At 58.2% G+C, this 17904-nt stretch carries 16 protein-coding genes and 2 pseudogenes; 17 read left to right on the top strand and 1 reads right to left on the bottom strand.

What is annotated here, in order from left to right; translation table 11 throughout:
* Window positions 1–13 precede the first annotated feature (13 nt).
* The 17 genes and pseudogenes from AC5YUO_RS20105 to AC5YUO_RS20185 form a co-directional block, all read left to right on the top strand.
* Window positions 14–832 (top strand): NAD-dependent epimerase/dehydratase family protein, encoded by an 819-nt coding sequence (locus tag AC5YUO_RS20105; protein WP_496154910.1) that lies wholly within the window; start codon window positions 14–16, stop codon window positions 830–832.
* A complete protein-coding gene (locus AC5YUO_RS20110; RefSeq protein ID WP_496154911.1) occupies window positions 829–2034 on the top strand; it encodes an NAD(P)/FAD-dependent oxidoreductase in 1206 nt (401 codons plus the stop codon). The genes AC5YUO_RS20105 and AC5YUO_RS20110 overlap by 4 nt, the downstream gene beginning before the upstream one ends.
* An 85-nt stretch (window positions 2035–2119) precedes the next feature.
* On the top strand, window positions 2120–3028 hold the full coding sequence (locus AC5YUO_RS20115) for a LysR substrate-binding domain-containing protein (protein ID WP_031234414.1): 909 nt from the start codon (window positions 2120–2122) through the stop codon (window positions 3026–3028).
* 336 nt (window positions 3029–3364) lie between these two features.
* Window positions 3365–4483 (top strand): ABC transporter substrate-binding protein, encoded by a 1119-nt coding sequence (locus tag AC5YUO_RS20120; protein WP_496154912.1) that lies wholly within the window; start codon window positions 3365–3367, stop codon window positions 4481–4483.
* 81 nt (window positions 4484–4564) lie between these two features.
* Window positions 4565–5482, top strand: coding sequence for an ABC transporter permease subunit (locus AC5YUO_RS20125; protein ID WP_400816292.1), 918 nt, complete (start codon window positions 4565–4567; stop codon window positions 5480–5482).
* A 7-nt stretch (window positions 5483–5489) separates the two neighbouring features.
* Window positions 5490–6806: a high-affinity branched-chain amino acid ABC transporter permease LivM gene (gene livM, locus AC5YUO_RS20130; protein ID WP_496154913.1), complete on the top strand. Its 1317-nt coding sequence runs from the start codon at window positions 5490–5492 to the stop codon at window positions 6804–6806.
* Entirely contained in the window at window positions 6803–7618 is an 816-nt protein-coding gene (locus AC5YUO_RS20135; protein WP_496154914.1) for an ABC transporter ATP-binding protein, read from the top strand. The genes livM and AC5YUO_RS20135 overlap by 4 nt, the downstream gene beginning before the upstream one ends.
* A complete protein-coding gene (locus AC5YUO_RS20140; RefSeq protein WP_400816583.1) occupies window positions 7618–8337 on the top strand; it encodes an ABC transporter ATP-binding protein in 720 nt (239 codons plus the stop codon). Before AC5YUO_RS20135 ends, AC5YUO_RS20140 begins: the two co-directional genes overlap by 1 nt.
* Before the next feature lie 9 nt (window positions 8338–8346).
* Window positions 8347–9781: pseudogene (locus AC5YUO_RS20145) on the top strand (aldehyde dehydrogenase family protein).
* A 10-nt stretch (window positions 9782–9791) separates the two neighbouring features.
* Window positions 9792–10538 carry an electron transfer flavoprotein subunit beta/FixA family protein gene (locus AC5YUO_RS20150; protein ID WP_003520827.1) on the top strand — a complete coding sequence of 249 codons (747 nt, stop codon included), beginning with the start codon at window positions 9792–9794 and terminating at the stop codon, window positions 10536–10538.
* Window positions 10539–10563: 25 nt separating this feature from the next.
* Window positions 10564–11508, top strand: a complete 945-nt coding sequence (locus AC5YUO_RS20155; RefSeq protein WP_496154915.1) for an electron transfer flavoprotein subunit alpha/FixB family protein — start codon at window positions 10564–10566, stop codon at window positions 11506–11508.
* A gap of 831 nt (window positions 11509–12339) precedes the next feature.
* Complete coding sequence (locus tag AC5YUO_RS20160; protein ID WP_496154916.1) at window positions 12340–13158, top strand: substrate-binding periplasmic protein; 819 nt, start codon at window positions 12340–12342, stop codon at window positions 13156–13158.
* Window positions 13159–13225: 67 nt separating this feature from the next.
* Window positions 13226–14002, top strand: a complete 777-nt coding sequence (locus AC5YUO_RS20165) for an amino acid ABC transporter ATP-binding protein (protein WP_496154917.1) — start codon at window positions 13226–13228, stop codon at window positions 14000–14002.
* Window positions 14003–14011: 9 nt separating this feature from the next.
* Entirely contained in the window at window positions 14012–14680 is a 669-nt protein-coding gene (locus AC5YUO_RS20170; RefSeq protein WP_496154918.1) for an amino acid ABC transporter permease, read from the top strand.
* 9 nt (window positions 14681–14689) lie between these two features.
* Window positions 14690–15355: an amino acid ABC transporter permease gene (locus tag AC5YUO_RS20175; RefSeq protein ID WP_400816275.1), complete on the top strand. Its 666-nt coding sequence runs from the start codon at window positions 14690–14692 to the stop codon at window positions 15353–15355.
* A gap of 89 nt (window positions 15356–15444) precedes the next feature.
* Window positions 15445–16479, top strand: a complete 1035-nt coding sequence (locus tag AC5YUO_RS20180) for a proline racemase family protein (RefSeq protein ID WP_496154919.1) — start codon at window positions 15445–15447, stop codon at window positions 16477–16479.
* A gap of 124 nt (window positions 16480–16603) precedes the next feature.
* Window positions 16604–16828: pseudogene (locus tag AC5YUO_RS20185) on the top strand (DUF4172 domain-containing protein); the annotation flags it as partial.
* Between the two features lie 56 nt (window positions 16829–16884).
* Here the strand turns inward: AC5YUO_RS20185 and AC5YUO_RS20190 are convergent.
* Window positions 16885–17805 (bottom strand): LysR family transcriptional regulator, encoded by a 921-nt coding sequence (locus tag AC5YUO_RS20190; RefSeq protein WP_496154920.1) that lies wholly within the window; start codon window positions 17803–17805, stop codon window positions 16885–16887.
* Window positions 17806–17904 lie beyond the last annotated feature (99 nt).

A 17904-nucleotide genomic window follows, 5' to 3' on the forward strand; every position in this document is an offset into this window, starting at 1 on the left:
TGCCAAGGATCCCATGACAAAACCCTTCAAGACCATCCTGATCACCGGTGCGGCCGGACGGCTCGGCACCGAGTTGCGCAAGGGACTTGCGCATCTTGCAGACACGCTGCGCCTTGCGGACCGCATTGCGATCGAAAATGTCGGCGCCAACGAGGAAGCGCTGACATTCGAACTTTCGGATGCAGCGGCCGTGATGAAGGCTGCCGAAGGCGTGGACGCCATCATTCATTTTGGCGGCGCACCGCTTGAGACGCGCTGGGCGACCATTCTCGATTCCAACATTCAGGGCAGCTACAATATCTACGAGGCCGCCCGGCAGAATGGTGTGAAGCGCGTCGTCTATGCCTCGTCGGTTCACGCCATAGGCTACCACGAGCTGGAAGCGCATATCGATGTCGAGGCGCCGGTGCGTCCCGACAGCCTCTACGGTGTGTCGAAATGCTTCGTGGAGGCACTTAGCCGGTTTTATTGGGACAAGTTCGGCATCGAATCCGCCTGCCTGCGCATATTCTCGTCATTTCCGGAGCCGGCGGACCGTCGCATGCTCTGGTCGTGGCTTTCGTTCGGAGATTGTGTGCGCCTTGTCGAAGCCAGCCTGACGGCTCCGCGTATCGGACACACAATCAGCTTCGGCATCTCCGATAACAAGGTTAAGCCCGTGGATAACTCTCTGAGCGGCCACATTGGCTTTCAGCCGGAGGATAATTCCGAGCGATTTCGTGCCGACGTCGAGGGGCGGACGGCGCCGAATGACCCCAAGGCGCCCGCCACGCGTTATCTCGGCGGCTGGTTCGTCGATCTCGGACATCCCGACGATGAGGTTTCCAAATGAAAGACGCCTATGACGTGGTGATCGTCGGCGGGGCGGTCATCGGCTCCGCTGTAGCCTATTATCTCGCCGCCAATCCCGACTTCAAAGGATCCATTCTGGTCGTGGAGCGGGATCCGACCTATCTGACCGCATCGACATCGCTGTCGTCGTCATCGATCCGCACGCAGTTCTCCAATCCGATCAACGTCAGGATCAGCCAGTACGGATCCGAGGTGATCCGCAATTTCGGCGAGATGATGCAGGTCGGAGATGACAAGCCGGATCTCGGCTTCCATTCCGGCGGCTATCTCTTCCTGGCCAGTACACCGGAGCAGGTCGAGGTTCTGCGGGAAAATCACGTGGCGCAAAAGGCATGTGGAGCAGATGTCGTTCTCTGGAACAGAGATGAACTCGGTGAAGCCTTCCCGCACCTCAATGTCGCCGATATCGAACTTGCGTCCTATGGGCGGTCGGGCGAAGGCTGGTTCAACAATACCGGTTTGATGTACGGCTTCAAGAACAAGGCCCGCTCGTTGGGTGCCGAATATGTCACCGGCGAGGTGGTTGGGATCGGCCGTGAAGGCGATACCGTAACACAGATCACGCTGAAATCCGGCGTCGTGATCAAGGCTGGCACCATCGTCAACGCATCGGGCCCGCGTGCCGCTTTGACCGCCAAAATGGCCGGTCTTCATATTCCGGTTGAACCCCGCAAGCGCACGCTTTTCGTCTTCGATTGTGCGAAAACGCCGGAAGGCACTGCGGCAGTCAACCAGGGCCGGTTGCCGCTGATGATCGAGCCCAGCGGCGTCTTTTGCCGTCCGGAGGGTCGTTTTTTCCTGTCCGGCTGCCCACCCATTGAAGACCCGACTGCGGATTGGGATGATTTCGAACCGCGTTACGAAGAGTTCGAAGAGATCATCTGGCCGGCTCTTGCCGAACGATCGGCCGCCTTCGAGGCGATCAAGGTCGTGAACCAGTGGGCCGGTCACTACGACTTCAACACGCTGGACCACAATCTGGTCGTTGGCCGCCATCCACAGGTTCGCAACTTCATCTTCGCCAACGGCTTTTCCGGGCATGGCCTGCAGCAGGGGCCGGCGACAGGGCGCGGCGTTTCCGAATTGATCGTTTATGGCGAATACCGGACGCTGGACCTCACGGAAGTCGGCTTCGAACGCATTGTTGAAAATCGACCTTTCCTTGAAAAGGCGGTGATCTAATATACGACGCTTATCCGGCGCGCACAGCCCGGATAAGCGTCGGAAATCTCGTTTGGCAGCGGAGGTGAAATTGGCCGGGCAGCATATGCGACTTCCCCCTTTGAACGCGCTACGCGCCTTCTGGGCCGTCATGCGGCAGGGAAGCTTTCGTAGTGCTGCCGATGAACTGCTGGTCACACCGCAGGCCGTGAGCCAGCAGATCAAGTTGCTGGAGGACATTCTCCATGTGCCGCTCTTTGAGCGCAAGGCGCGGGTGATAGAACCCACGGAACAGGCCATCGTGCTGTCCCACTTCATCGAGGCAGGTTTCGATGAATTCACCGAAGGCATTCGCCGCGTTACCAATTCCACCTATCGAAACCGTATCAATATCAATGTCAGCCCCTATTTCGCGACCCGTTATCTCATGGAGAGACTGGAACGATTCCGCGAATTGATGCCCGGCGCGGATATTCGCATGACGACCATGGTCAGCATCCGCGATTTCGCCGCTGACGAGGTGGACGTCTGTATCCAGTGGGGCTTCGGGGCCTGGAAGGATTATGATTGCCAGCTATTGGTGCGTGATCCGAAGATCATCTGCTGCGCTCCCGAACTCGCTGAGCGGATTCGGGAGCCGAAAGACCTCACGGCGTTCACACTTCTACATCCCGTCATGGCCAGAAACCTGTGGGGCAAGGTGTTGAGACATCTGGGGCTGGAGCCGGCGGAAATTGCCGGCGAAATCGAGTTTCAGGATGCTGCCACCATGCGCCGCGGAACGGTATCGGGCCTCGGCGTCGGGCTCGTGTCGAGACTTGATGCCTTGTCCGACATCAAGGCGGGCCGGTTGGCCGCGCCCCTGGGTATCGACCGGCTGGACGGCATGGAGGAGCGAGATGTGCCCGGGTTTTACCTGGTGGTGCCTCGGGCCCACAAGCGCGTCAAAATCATCTCGACGTTCTGCGAATGGATTTGTGCGGAGGACTGGTCCTCCAGACGCGAATTCGACTGATTTTTCTGTCCTCCGAAAGCCGCAACGCACAAATGCACCGACGTTTCCCTTGAAGCGGCTATGCACGATTTCGTCATTTTGCCGCGGGAGCAGGGAGAGAAAGTAAATCTTGTCTATCGCTGTTGTTTCTTGGTTTGGTCACGACGGCAAGTAATGCAGTCTTTCTCCTGGCCGGATGGACGGAGAACGACAGAAATCCCTCTCAAACGCGCCCTCGATTAAGCTCCTTTTCCCTGGTTGTCGCGACAGGCCCCGGGAATGGCTATCGCAACAAAAAGAGAGAGCAACTCTCCGGGCAGCTAACGGTCATTGGGCCAAACCAGAGGGATTTAAAAAATGAATTCTATTTCGAAGCTTCTTGCGGGCGCTGCTTTCGCGTCGGTTCTTGTCGTCTCCAGCGCATATGCTGCAGACACGATCAAGATTGGCGTTGCGGGCCCGATGACAGGTGCCAACGCCACTTTTGGTGAGCAGGTGTGGACCGGTGTTTCTGCCTATATCAAAAACGTCAACGAGGCCGGCGGCATCGATGGCAAGAAGGTGGAACTGGTCAAGGGCGATGACGCCTGCGAGCCCAAGCAGGCTGTGGCGGTCGCCAATCGTTTTGTCGACCAGGACAAGGTGCAGGCGCTCGTCGGCCACTTCTGCTCGTCCAGCACCATTCCCGCATCGGAAATTTACAACGACGCCGGTATCCTCATGGTGACCCCGTCCTCGACCAACCCGATCGTCACCGATCGCGACCTCGAAACGGTCTTCCGTACCTGCGGTCGTGACGACCAGCAGGCTGTGGTTGCCGGCTCGTTCATCCTCGACACGCTGAAGATCGACAAGATCGCTCTTGTCCATGACAAGGATACCTACGGTCAGGGCCTCGTGGATGCGTTGAAGAAGACACTTACCGACCGCAAGGTCGAGCCGGTTCTTTATGAAGGCCTGACGCGCGGCGAACGGGACTTCAACGCGCTCGTCACCAAGATCAAGAGCTCGGGCGCAAAAGCCGTCTATTTTGGCGGCCTCATTCCTGAAGCCGGCCCGCTCATCCGCCAGATCCACGAACAGGGTCTGGACGTCGCCTTCGTCAGTGGCGACGCGCTTGCCCAGGCCGAAATCGTGACCGCAGCCGGCGGCGCGCAGAACCTCAAGGGTGTCTATTATTCGTCGGCGGCAGATCCAAAGGAAGATCCGGCATCCGCGGATGCACTTGCCGACCTCAAAAAGCAGAGCATCGCGCCCGACAACTATACCCTGTTCGGTTATGCCAGCGCCCAGACCATCGTCGCCGCCATCCAGGGCACCAAGGACGGCAAGATCGAGGATCAGGTAAAATGGCTGCACGCCAACACGGTCAAGTCTGCGGTCGGTAATCTCGGCTGGAACGAGAAGGGCGACGTGAAGGACTTCAAGTTCGTCTTCTACTCTTTCGACGACAAGGGCACTCCGGTTCGCAACTAAACGATCCTGTTGCAGGGGCCGGCCGGCATGGCCGAGCCGGCCCCGCCTGTGCAGGCAAGAACAATCAAAAAGGGGTTCGCCATGGATTTTTACATCTTGGCACAGCAGCTGATCAACGGGATCACGCTGGGCACCATCTATGGTCTCATCGCCGTGGGCTATACCATGGTCTATGGCGTCATTCGCATGATCAACTTTGCCCATGGCGACGTTTACATGGTCTCTGCCTATGTCGCGGCCATCGTGCTTGCCGTCATCAGCTTTTTCGGCATTCAGTCAGTGCCCTTCGCGCTGATATCCATTCTCATCATCACCTGTCTCATCACGGCTGTTTACGGTTGGGCGATCGAGCGCGTTGCATACCGGCCGTTGCGCGGCTCGACCAAACTTGCGCCGCTGATCTCGGCCATCGGCATTTCACTGATGCTGCAAAGCTATGTTCAGATCGCCCAGGGCGCACGTGATCAGGGCGTTCCGATCCTGATACAGGGCGCCTTCCGCTTCGGTGGCGAGGAGCACTTTGCGCAGATTACCTATATGCAGACCATTATCCTGGTCGCATCGCTGGTCGCCATGGGTATCCTGACCTATGTGATCAATCATACGCGCATCGGACGACAGTGCCGCGCGACCCAGCAGAACCGCCAGATTTCCGCGGTGCTTGGCGTCGATACCGACCGCATCATCTCCACCGTCTTTGTCATCGGCGCATCGACTGCGGCAGTCGGGGGCACGCTGGTGACGTTCAACTATGGCTCCTTCAATTTCTTCATCGGCTTCGTGATGGGTATCAAGGCCTTTACCGCCGCCGTACTTGGCGGGATCGGTTCGCTCCCCGGCGCCGTGCTGGGTGGTGTCCTCCTTGGGCTGACCGAAGCGCTTTTCGCCGGTTATGTCAGCACCGACTACAAGGATGTCTTCGCCTTCGGCCTGCTGATCGTCCTTCTCTTCTTCCGCCCTTATGGCCTGCTCGGGCGGCCTGAAATACAGAAGGTATGAGGACGCTATGATGAACGCGCATGAAAATCCTCTGCTGAAACTCGGCAAGGAAGCTTTGCTGACCTTCTGCGTATCGCTCGTGCTGGTCGGGCCGATTTCCGGCCTGGTTCTCGACGGCTTCACCTTTCGCAACGAACTTGTTCACGCGGTTCTGATTGCGGCCGTCATCACCATCGGCAGGGTCGTGCTGTCAGTCGCCTCAATAACGCCGGTCGGGCGCCATATCTCGGCGGCACTGGGCCGCAGCGGCGGTGGCGCGACGGTGCGGTCCGGGCAGGAGCGCTCGCCTGCCTTTCTCCTTGCGGTCCTGTTTCTCGCAGGTCTGGCATTGCCTTTCGTCGCCGACAAATATTTTCTCGGTATTGCCATCCTCGCCCTGATTTATTGCCTGCTGGGTCTCGGTCTCAACATCGTCGTTGGCCTTGCCGGTCTGCTGGATCTCGGTTTTGTCGCCTTTTATGCGGTCGGCGCCTATCTTCTGGCGCTCGGCGCGCAATATCTGGGGCTCGGTTTCTGGAGCGCGCTGATCATTGCACCGTTCCTGGCCGGCTTCTGCGGCATGATCCTCGCCTTTCCGGTTCTGAAGATGCATGGCGACTACCTTGCCATCGTCACCCTTGGTTTCGGCGAAATCATCCGTCTTGTGCTCAATAACTGGCTGGCCTTCACCGGCGGTCCGAACGGCGCACCGGTACCGCCTCCGACCCTGTTCGGGCTCGAATTCACCCGCACGGCGCGTCAGGGCGGAACCCCCTTTCACGAGGCGTTCGGCATCCCCTATAATGCCGACTACAAGTTCTGGTTCATCTATCTGGTGCTGTTCCTCGTCGTCTGCGCGGTGATCTATGCGGTGCAGCGTTTGCGTGTCATGCCGCTTGGCCGCATGTGGGAAGCCCTGCGCGAAGACGAGATCGCCTGCCGCTCGCTCGGCGTCAATCACGTCTTCATCAAACTTTCCGCCTTCATGCTGGGCGCTTCGACCGGCGGTCTCGCCGGTGTGTTCTTCGCCGTCCATCAGGGCTTCGTGAACCCGACATCCTTCACCTTCTTCGAATCCGCGCTGATCCTCGCCATCGTCGTGCTCGGCGGTCTCGGGTCGACGGTCGGAGTGGTGCTGGCGGCTCTGGTCCTGACCATTCTTCCCGAACTCCTGCGCGATTTCGCCGAGTATCGTGTTTTCGTTTTCGGCGTGCTGATGGTGGTGATGATGATCTGGAAACCGCGTGGCCTTGTCCGTGTCACGCGGCCGGCCTTCTTTCCGTCCAAGTCCGCCGAACGGGCATCGTCGCCTGTTCTTGGCGCCAGCGCGGAGGCAAGCCGATGACCGCACCGCTCCTTGAAGTCTGCAATGTGACGATGTGCTTCGGCGGCATCGTCGCCAACCGCAACGTCAATTTTTCCGTCGAAAAAGGCGCGATCACCGCGCTGATTGGCCCCAATGGGGCCGGCAAGACCACGATGTTCAACTGCATCACCGGTTTTTATCGTGCAAGCGAAGGCAATATCCTTTTGCATGGCGAGAATGGTGCGCAGGATATCGGCGAGCTGATCGCTCGGCCGATTACCGGCGGCTCGCATCTGGCAACCCGCGCCGGCATCGCCCGCACCTTCCAGAACATCCGGTTGTTCCGCGAGATGTCGGTGGTGGAAAACCTTCTTGTGGCCCAGCACCGGCAGACCGCCAACAATCTCCTGAGCGGTATCTTCTCGACACCTGCCTATCGCCGTGCCGAACGCGAGGCGGTCGATCGCGCCTATTATTGGCTGGAGCGCATGCATCTCGCCGAGGATGCGAACCGGCTTGCCGGTGAACTGCCCTATGGCCGGCAGCGGCGGCTGGAAATCGCCCGTGCCATGTGCACGTCCCCAAAGCTGATCTGCCTCGATGAGCCTGCTGCGGGCCTCAATCCGGCGGAAACCGGAGAATTGTCCGAGGTCCTGCAGATCCTGCGCGCCGACCATGATCTGACTGTGCTGGTCATCGAGCACGATATGGGGCTGGTGATGCGGATCTCGAACCATATCGTCGTGCTCGACCACGGCGAAGTCATATCCAACGGCACGCCCGACCATGTGGCGAATGATCCGGCTGTGATTGCCGCCTATCTCGGCGTCAGCGAAGAAGAGGTCCAGTGATGCAGCAAAACCCGCTTCTCGAATTCGTTGGCGTGCATAGCCACTACGGACCGGTCGAGGCCCTGAAATCCGTCGATGTGCATATCCGTTCCGGCGAGATCGTCAGCCTGATCGGTGCAAATGGCGCCGGCAAGACGACCCTTCTGTCGACCATCTTCGGATCGCCGCGAGCGACTGCCGGTCGCATTCTTCATCGCGGCGAGGATATTTCGCGGTTGTCGACACATCGCATCGCCAGACGCGGCATCGCATTGGTGCCGGAAGGCCGGCAGATTTATCAGGACATGTCGGTCGAGGAGAACATGATGATGGGGACGACGCCAATCGGCATGGAGCATTTCGACGAAGACAGGGCGACGATGTTCGACCTCTTCCCACGGCTGAGGGAACGTCGCAACCAGATGGCCGGCACCATGTCGGGTGGCGAACAGCAGATGCTGGCGATTGCGCGTGCCATGATGGCGCGGCCTGAACTGATCCTGTTCGACGAGCCCTCGCTTGGCCTTGCGCCGCTCGTCGTCAAGCGCGTGTTCGAAGTCCTGTCCGAGATCGCCGCCATGGGCAAAACGATCTTTCTGGTCGAACAGAACGCCAATCATGCGCTGAAACTGTCGCAGCGAGCCTATGTGATGGTCAACGGACGTATCCATCTGTCTGGAGAAAGTGCAGCGCTCCTCGACAATGAAGACGTCCGCAAGGCCTATCTCGGCCTGCATTGAACGGAGACCATCATGCTGCATAAAAACCTGATTGCCGGGGAGTGGATCAGCGGTGACGCCTCCGCCAATATCAATCCCTCGAACACCGCCGAGGTTGTGGGTGAATATGCCCGTGCCAGCGCAGAAGATACGCACAATGCAATCGCCGCCGCCAAAGCGGCATTGCCGGCCTGGTCGCGTGCGCCCCTTCTGGAACGCCATGGCATATTGAAACGGACGGGCGACGAAATTCTTGCCCGCAAAGCCGAAATTGGCGCGTTGCTCGCCCGCGAGGAGGGTAAAACGCTGGCGGAAGCGATCGGCGAAGTGACCCGCGCCGCGCAGATTTTCGATTTTTTTGCCGGTGAAGTGCTGCGCCTTTCCGGTGAGCTTTTGCCTTCCGTACGGCCAGGTGTTGGTGTCGAGGATTACCCGCGAACCGGTCGGTGTCGTCGGCATTATCACGCCATGGAATTTTCCGATTGCCATTCCTGCCTGGAAGATCGCGCCTGCGCTCGCCCATGGCAATACGGTGGTGCTGAAGCCCGCCGACCTCGTGCCTGGATGCGCCTGGGCGCTTGTCGATATCCTGCACCGGGCCGGGGCGCCTGCGGGCGTCGTCAATCTCGTCATGGGTCGTGGCAGCGTGGTCGGCCAGACATTGCTCGACAGTCCCGATGTCGATGCGTTGACCTTTACCGGATCGACCGGTACGGGCAAACGTGTTGCGCTGGCATCGGTCGAGCACAATCGCAAGTTTCAGCTGGAAATGGGTGGCAAGAACCCGTTTGTCGTTCTCGATGATGCGGATATTGATGTCGCCGTCGAGGCTGCCGCCAATTCCTCCTTCTTCTCGACCGGCCAGCGCTGCACCGCATCGTCGCGGTTGATCGTTACCGAAGGCATCCATGATCGCTTCGTTGCGGCGCTGATCCGGCGCCTCGAAGTACTGGTTGTTGATGACGCCATGAAAGGCGGCACGCATATCGGCCCGGTGGTCGACGCGGGCCAGTTGCAACAGGATCTCGACTATATCGAGATCGGCCGCAGGGAAGGTGCCACACTCGCTTTCGGCGGCGAGCGGATCGAGCGCGACACACATGGCTTCTACCTGCAGCCGGCGCTGTTCACCGAAGCCAATAACGAGATGCGCATTTCCCGCGAGGAGATTTTCGGTCCTGTCGCGGCTGTCATCCGGGTGAAAGATTATGATGAGGCGCTTGGGGTTGCGAATGACACCAATTTCGGCCTGTCGTCCGGAATAGCCACTACCAGCCTCAAATATGCGACGCATTTCAAGCGCAATTCGGAGGCGGGCATGGTGATGGTCAACCTGCCGACGGCCGGTGTCGATTTCCATGTGCCATTCGGCGGCCGCAAACGCTCGTCTTACGGACCGCGCGAGCAGGGTCGCTATGCTGCCGAGTTCTACACGTCGGTTAAAACTGCCTACACATTTGCATGAGGTGCCTGCCATGAAAATCCTTGTCCCCGTTAAACGAGTCGTCGATTACAACGTGAAGATCCGCGTGAAGTCGGATGGTTCAGGCGTTGAGCTTGCGAATGTGAAGATGTCGATGAACCCGTTCGACGAAATCTCGGTGGAAGAGGCGCTGCGTCTCAAGGAAGCCGGCAAGGCCGAAGAAGTCGTGGTCGTCTCCATCGGCCCGGCCAAGGCGGAAGAAACGCTGCGCACCGCACTCGCCATGGGCGCCGACCGCGCCATCCTGATCGAGACCGACGAGACGGTCGAGCCGCTCGCCGTCGCCAAGCTTTTGAAGGGCGTGGCGGAAGCCGAACAGCCCGGCCTCGTCATCGTCGGCAAGCAGGCGATCGATGACGACAGCAACCAGACCGGCCAGATGCTGGCCGCCCTGCTCGGCTGGGGCCAGGGCACCTTTGCCTCGAAGGTCGTACCGTCCGACGGCAAGGTCGCGGTGACCCGTGAAGTCGATGGCGGCCTGCAGACCGTGGAGCTGAAGCTTCCCGCCGTCGTCACCACCGATCTGCGCCTGAACGAGCCGCGTTATGCTTCACTGCCGAACATCATGAAGGCGAAGAAGAAGCCGCTCGACAAAAAGGCCCCGGCCGATTTCGGCGTCGACGTCTCGCCGCGCCTGAAGGTGCTGAAGACCGAGGAGCCGGCGGGCCGCAAGGCCGGCATCAAGGTCGGCTCGGTTGCCGAGCTGGTCGAAAAGCTCAAAGCCGACGGCGTCCTCTAAGATTTCGGAAAAGGGAGATATTCTCATGGCCATTCTTCTTCTGGCAGAACACGACAACGCAACCCTTTCCGACCTGACGGCAAAGACGCTGACGGCGGCAACGCAGATTGCCAAGGGGACGGGAAGCGAAGTCCACGTGCTGGTCGCCGGTTCTGGCGCCAAGGGCGCAGCCGACGCAGCCGCAAAACTCTCCGGCGTCTCGAAGGTGCTGCTCGCCGACGACGCCTCCTATGCCAATGCGCTGGCAGAACCGCTGGCGGCGCTGATCGTTTCGCTCAGCCCGTCCTATGATGTCATCATTGCGCCTGCCACCGCCTCGGCCAAGAACGTGACGCCGCGCGTTGCGGCGCTTCTTGACGTGGCGCAGGTCTCGGAAATCATCGAGGTCGTATCGCCCGACACCTTCAAGCGGCCGATCTATGCCGGCAACGCCATCCAGACCGTGCAGGCGAGCGATGCGAAGAAGGTCATCACCGTGCGTCCGACCGCCTTTGCGGCAGCAAGCGAAGGTGGTTCCGCCGCAGTGGAAAGCATCGGCGCGGCGGAAAACCCTGGCCTTTCCAGCTTCGTGTCCGATGCGCTGGCCTCGTCCGACCGTCCGGAACTGACCTCTGCGAAGATCATCATCTCGGGTGGCCGTGCGCTTGGTTCCTCGGAAAAATTCAAGGAAGTCATCCTTCCCGTCGCCGACAAGCTCGGTGCCGCCGTTGGCGCCAGCCGTGCGGCGGTCGATGCCGGTTATGCGCCGAACGACTGGCAGGTGGGCCAGACCGGCAAGGTGGTTGCGCCGCAGCTTTATATCGCGGCGGGCATTTCCGGTGCCATCCAGCATCTGGCCGGCATGAAGGACTCGAAGGTCATCGTCGCCATCAACAAGGATGAAGAAGCGCCGATCTTCCAGGTGGCGGATTACGGTCTCGTCGCAGATCTCTTCGAGGCGCTGCCGGAACTCGAAAAAAGCTTGCCGTAACAGGCAATCAATATCCAGATGCTGCGGCTGGAGCAGGAATTCGGGGTGGATATTTTCAACCGGTCGCCACGTCCGCCGAGGCTGACTGCGTAAGGCTTTGCAATTGCCAAAGTCGCGCAGGACATTCTGGCTCTCGAAGAGCGGATCCGCAGCATCGCCAAGGGTGAGGATATAGCGGGCTTGATCACCATCGGGTTCGTGTAGATGACTCTCACCCGCATGCTGCCGCTTGTGGTCAGCCAGCTGCGGGGCACTTTTCCCGATCTTCAGATCAACATCCAGTCCGGCCTTTCCGGTGAACTTGCGGCTGCCCGACACGATTGAAGAGTTAGTGTCTCAGGGGTTCGGCGTGTCGGTTGTGCCGCAGCGCTTGCTGGCGAGTCCGCTCTTCGATCACCTCAAAATGCCTGCCATTCGGTGATCCTTCCCAAGCGGGCAAGTCCCGATGACAGGCCCTTCCGATACAGCTGTTTGCAAGTCAGGGGCTTGAAGCCAAGCGCATTGGCAACAAGCCGCTCGCAGCGCCGACCGGATAATTTGCCAGTCAGGGCAATCTCAATATGCAGGTGTTTTTGATGTTTGGGGGCGGGGAGGCGGCGCGGCTCTCCATCTCACGTCGGTGCCTTGAGACGAACGGCACAGAGAGAAGTCGTGCCGATATCTCGCGATGTGAATCGAATTAAGCGTCGATTGCCAGAATTCGATTGACATTGTCGACATTAGAGCGACATAAAAGTTCGGTCGACATTTGGACGACAATAATAATGGCCCAAAGGTCAAAATTTTTGAGTGGAACCGCGCCCTCAGGCGCATGCAAAAAAGGGAAGACAGATGATCAAGAGATTGTATGCCTATGCGTTGCTTGCAGTCGCAGCTATCGCGACCGCTTCTCCCGTCAGCGCGCAGACTCAACAGGGTTATTGGCAGAAGGTGCAGTCAGCAGGTGTACTTCGTTGCGGCGCTGCTGTTTCTCCTCCGCTTGTAATGCGCGATCCGGCATCCGGCGCGTATTCCGGCGCCTATTCCGAAATGTGCCGCGAATGGGCCGCAGTTCTCGGCGTGAAGGCTGAGTTCGTGGACACGACCTGGGACAATATCGTTGCTGGTCTTCAGGCTGGAAAATGGGATATTTCCCTCTCCCTGAACCGCACGCCGACGCGCGCGATGGCCATCAACTTCTCGATTTCGGCCATGCCTTATGAAATCTCGCTGGCCTATAACAAGAACAACCCTAAGCTTTCGGGTGGTTTCACATCTGTTGCCGATATCGACAAGGCGGGCGTTACGCTGGCCGTTATGTCCGGCACGGCACAGGACAAAGCGATTTCCGCCGCTATCAAGACCGCCACGATCCTTCGTCTTCCCGGCAATGACGAAACCCGCCTGGCCATTATCTCCAAGCGCGCTGACGTTCTCGTCGATCAGTCGGACACCAATTTGCTTTTCGTTCAGCAGAACCAGGATTGGGCGGCCCAGGTCATGCCCAAGCCGGCGCTGGCCAAGCAGGGCGTTGCATTCGGCCTGCCATATTCGATGTCCTATTCCGACATCGAGGCATTCAACATCTTCGTCCAGGAGCGGCTCGACACCGGCCATATGGATGAGCTCCTCCGCACGGCGGCGGATGAAGTTCTGAAGGCCGCCAAGTAAGGTTGTCCGGTCGGCGCTTCGGCGCCGACCGGCTCACCCGGCTTTTCGGAATTGCAAGGGTTTTGCTATGTCTACATCGTCAGAGACGCCTCTTTTGAAGGTCGATGGCCTTTATAAAAGTTATGGTCCCCATGTTAAGGTTCTTCAGGGCCTCGACATCGAAATGAAGCCCGGAGATCGGCTCGTCATCATCGGACCGAGCGGTGGCGGCAAGAGCACGCTGTTGCGCGTGATGATGGGATTGGAAAAAATCGATAACGGCTCTGTCACCTTCGGTGGCAAGCCTTACATCTCAGCCAGTGGCGACAGTAATAAAACGTTTATCGATACGAAGGTTCGCCGTTCGATCGGCATGGTTTTTCAGCATTATACGCTTTTCCCGCATCTCAATGTCCTTGAAAACCTGATCCTGGCTCCCTGCAAGGTGCGCGGCGAAAGCAAGGCAAAGGCTTTGGAACGGGCTGTTGCCCTTCTGACGCGATTTGGACTTGCAGCAAAAGCGAAAGCTTACCCGGCACAGCTTTCAGGCGGTCAAAAGCAGCGTGTGGCCATTGCGCGCGCCCTGATGCTCGATCCCAAACTGATGCTGTTCGACGAGGTGACATCTGCCCTCGATCCCGAATTGGTTTCAGAAGTCGAGCAAGTCATCCTGCAACTTGCCGGCCAGCAGATGCCGATGATGATTGTGACGCATGACATGTGGTTCGCCAAGAATATCGCATCGCGTGTCATCTTTTGCGCCGGCGGCGTCGTGGTTGAGGATGGCCCGCCTGAACAGGTCCTCGGATCGCCCAGGGAGGAGCGGACTAAGGAATTCATCGATCGTGTATTCCATATCCGCTAGGAGAGGCCGATGAACTATACATTCGATTTCAACTCCGTCTTCCGGAATATGGGATCTTTGTGGGATGGTCTTCTTGTCACGCTTCAGCTTACGGTAGCGGCCAATCTCATCGGTCTGACACTCGGTTTCGTGGTTGCGCTGCTCATCATGAGCAGATTTGCAGTCGTTAGAATTCCGGCAATGATCTTTGTCGAATTCTTTCGTTGTACGCCGGCCATCGTTCAGATCATCTGGTTCTTTTACTGTATCCCGATGATTTTCGACGTGTTTCTGGGTTCTGTGACCATGGGCATCCTTGCTCTTGGGTGCAACTTGACGGCCTTTAATGCCGAAGCCTATCGCGCATCGATTCAGGCGGTTCCAAAAGAACAGCTCGATGCGGGCGTGGCACTTGGTCTAAACCCATGGCAGCGGGTGCTTTACATCGTTCTGCCGACCGCAGCCCGCGCTTCCGTACCTGTCTTGCTGACAAACGGGATCGGTATATTCCAGCAAAGCGCCCTGGTTGCCATCGTTGCAGTTCAGGATCTCATGTATCAGGGCAAGACGATCGCCACGGCATCTTATCGTCCGATCGAAACCTTCACCATCGTCGCACTGATTTACTTCGCTGTTTCATTCCCGATTTCGCAGATCGTCGGTTGGCTTGAGCGCCGCCGCGACGTGATGACAAGCTGAGGTGGGCCGATGCAACTCAATTTCGAAGTCGTATTGCGTTTTCAGGACGCACTTGTCACCGGCCTCTGGACGACCATCAAGCTGACGCTCATCTGCATTCTGATCGGATGCACGATTGGTTTTTTTGTCGGCATGGCGCGCACCTCGAAGAATGTCGTCCTGAGGAGCATTACCAGCCTCTATGTGGAGTTTTTTCGCGGTACGCCGGTTCTGGTGCAACTGTTCTGGATTTTTTTCTGCCTGCCGCTATTCCTCGGCTTTGAGCTTTCAAACCTGGTTTCCGGTATTATCGCTCTCAGCCTCTACATGGGCGCGATCACCAGCGAAACGTTCCGGGCATCCCTGAAGACCGTCGGCCGCGAGCAGCGCGATGCGTGTATCGCGCTTGGCCTTTCCCGTTGGACCCAGATCATCAACGTGATCCTGCCACAAGCCGTGCTACGCGCCGCGCCGACACTTCTGTCGAATTGTGTCAGCCTTTTCAAGGAAAGCGCGCTCGTCTCAGCCGTGGGTATGTCGGATTTGATGTTTGTCGGCCAGAACATTTCCAATACGACAGCCCGTCCCATCGAAGTGCTCACCGTCGTTGCCATCATCTATTTCGCGATCGCTTTCCCGTTGACGCGGGCGGTGACTTATATAGAGCGGCGCGTCCTGCAGAAGCTTGCCGTTTAATTCGGCGGCGGGAAATCCGCCGTCGATTTTCAGAATTTGCGAAGGCTGGCCTTTGGTCGGAACGAGCAGGATCATCAATGAGGTCTGTCATGAAATTCGAAAGTGAACTTGAGCTGCTTCTCGTCCATTCGCAGGGCGAGATTGGCAAGGTGATCGTTGGCGGCGCACCAGAGGTTCCCGGCGCCTCCGCTCTGGAAAAAATGAATTACATCAACCATGTCGACGACAGTTTGCGGCGTTTCGTAACATTCGAACCCCGCGCAAACGTCGCCATGTCCGTCAACCTCCTGCTGGCCCCGATCAGACCGGAGGCCGACGCCGGTTTCATCGTCTTGCAGGCCGACCGGGCCCATGCCATGTCGGGCAGCAATTGCATGTGCGTTGTGACTGCGCTCGTCGAAAGCGGTCGCGTGAAAATGGTCGAACCCGAAACCGTCGTGAAGCTTGATACGCCTGCAGGGCTGATAACGGCCAGAGCGAAATGCGAGCAGGGACGTGTCGTATCGGTCAGCCTCGACAACGTCGCCTGTTTCGCCGAAGCGCTGGACAAGGAAATCCACACGCCGAAATGGGGCGGGATCCGCGTGGATATCGCATTTGGCGGTGTCTATTACGCTCTTGTCGATGTCGACCAGCTCGGCCTCGATATCGCGCCGTCGAACTCGCGTGAATTGGCGGAAGCCGGTATCGAGCTGAAGCGGATCATCTCGGAGCAGGTGTCGGTTCAGCATCCAGAACTGGATGGCGTCAATGAACTGGCCTATGTCATGTTCAGAAGCCGCGAGCCCGATGGTGCGATCAGAACCTGTACCACTTTGAAGCCGGGCCGCGTTGATCGCTCTCCCTGCGGCACCGGTAGTTCGGCCAATCTTGCAAGTCTTCATGCGCGTGGATTGGTGAAGCTGGGCGATGCGCGCACATCTCGCTCGATCATCGGGGGCGAGTTCACCGCCGAGGCCATCGCGGAAACCACGGTCGGTGGCCGCCCGGCAGTGATCCCCCGTATAACGGGCCGTGCATGGGTTTACGGTCGCGAATATCTGAGGATGGATAATCAGGATCCGTTCAGATCCGGTTTTGCCCTGTCCGATACCTGGGGCCCCCAGGTCGACCTGCTCGGTTAAATAATCCGCACACATCCCATCCAGAACATTTCCGGGAGAGGTGCGAAGCGGTTCTAGGTCCTGTTGACAAAGTGGATTCCCAAATAAGTGGAAGCATGATTCAAAAGTGTCTTTTAGGGAGCGCGCAGATGTCTATCGAAGTTGACATAGGCCGTTGCGTCATGAGGGACTGTTCCACTGGCATTCAATGCTGACGGCCGGAAATCGATATATTGAAATGGTTGGTGCTTACCGCAAGCATGAAGACGCCATGCAGATCGTGTCAGGTCGACTGGACAAGCCCACAATTCACTTTGAGGCTCCCCCGTGTCGCCGGGTACTCGCTGTCATTGCGGAGATAGATTACTGGCAGTCTAATGAATTCCACCAAAGTCATTGTCCAGGTGAGCGGTTGTTTGATTCCGCTCAAGACTCCCGTAGTGTTAAATACGAACCAAGGTCTCCCGCGGCTCTCATCATTTGGCGGATGCGCTCAATCAACTCATCAAGAACAGCAATTCTCTGCGCACCAATTGGCCGTATCGCGTAGTAGGACACCTCGATCTTTGGTTCGAATGGTATCGCCACCACTTCGGCACCGGCAGAGCGCAGGCTGGTATGATCCACGATGCCAACACCCATGCCCGCCGATGCAAAGTGGCAGCAGTTCAGCATGGACGTTTCCATCGTGCTTATCGGCTGGTGGTCTTCGACTGAGAAGGCGCGGTCAAGCGCTAGCCTGAGCGGAGAATTGCGGCCGGGAATGAGCACTCGTTCATTGAGAAGGTCATTTGGCGTGACGACCCGGCGGGATGCCAGACGATGATCTGCCGTCATTGCGGCGACGGCATAGGAACTGTGTAGAGGCGTGGCATTCTTGTCCGCCATTCTGGGAGAACCGAAAACCAGCCCGAGATCGTAGCGGTTCTGGTCGACCATATCCCATATATGCCGGCTGTTTTCGACGTCGATCACCAGCGGAATATCCAGCCGGTCGCCAATGGTTTCGACAATCGCCCGGTGCAGATAGGGGCGAACCAGCGATGTCACGCTGCCAATGCGCAGAACGGTGTTCTTATGCGCGCGTATGTCATCGGCGGCCTGAGCAATCTGGTCGAGGCCGAGATAAAGCCGCTCGACCTCCCGATAAAACTGTGTTGCTTCGGCGGTTGGCACCAATCTGGCGCCCACACGCTCAAACAGTCGCATTTGAACGATCTCTTCGAGATCGCGGATAAGGCGACTAACGGCCGGCTGGGTGACGTTCAGGGCTTCGGCCGCGGCAGTAATACCACCGGTCATCATCACGGCTCGAAACGCTTCGACCTGCCTTGGTTTCAGTCTCATCTGGTTTCCTTCCATAACATTACGGCATGGCTTAAGTACAAAATGCAATTTTTCTTTTGCCAGGTAAAACGTTAATTCGTCTTTTACCCGCAGGGAGCG

It is taken from the genome of Agrobacterium sp. LEGMi-208b (assembly GCF_059511785.1).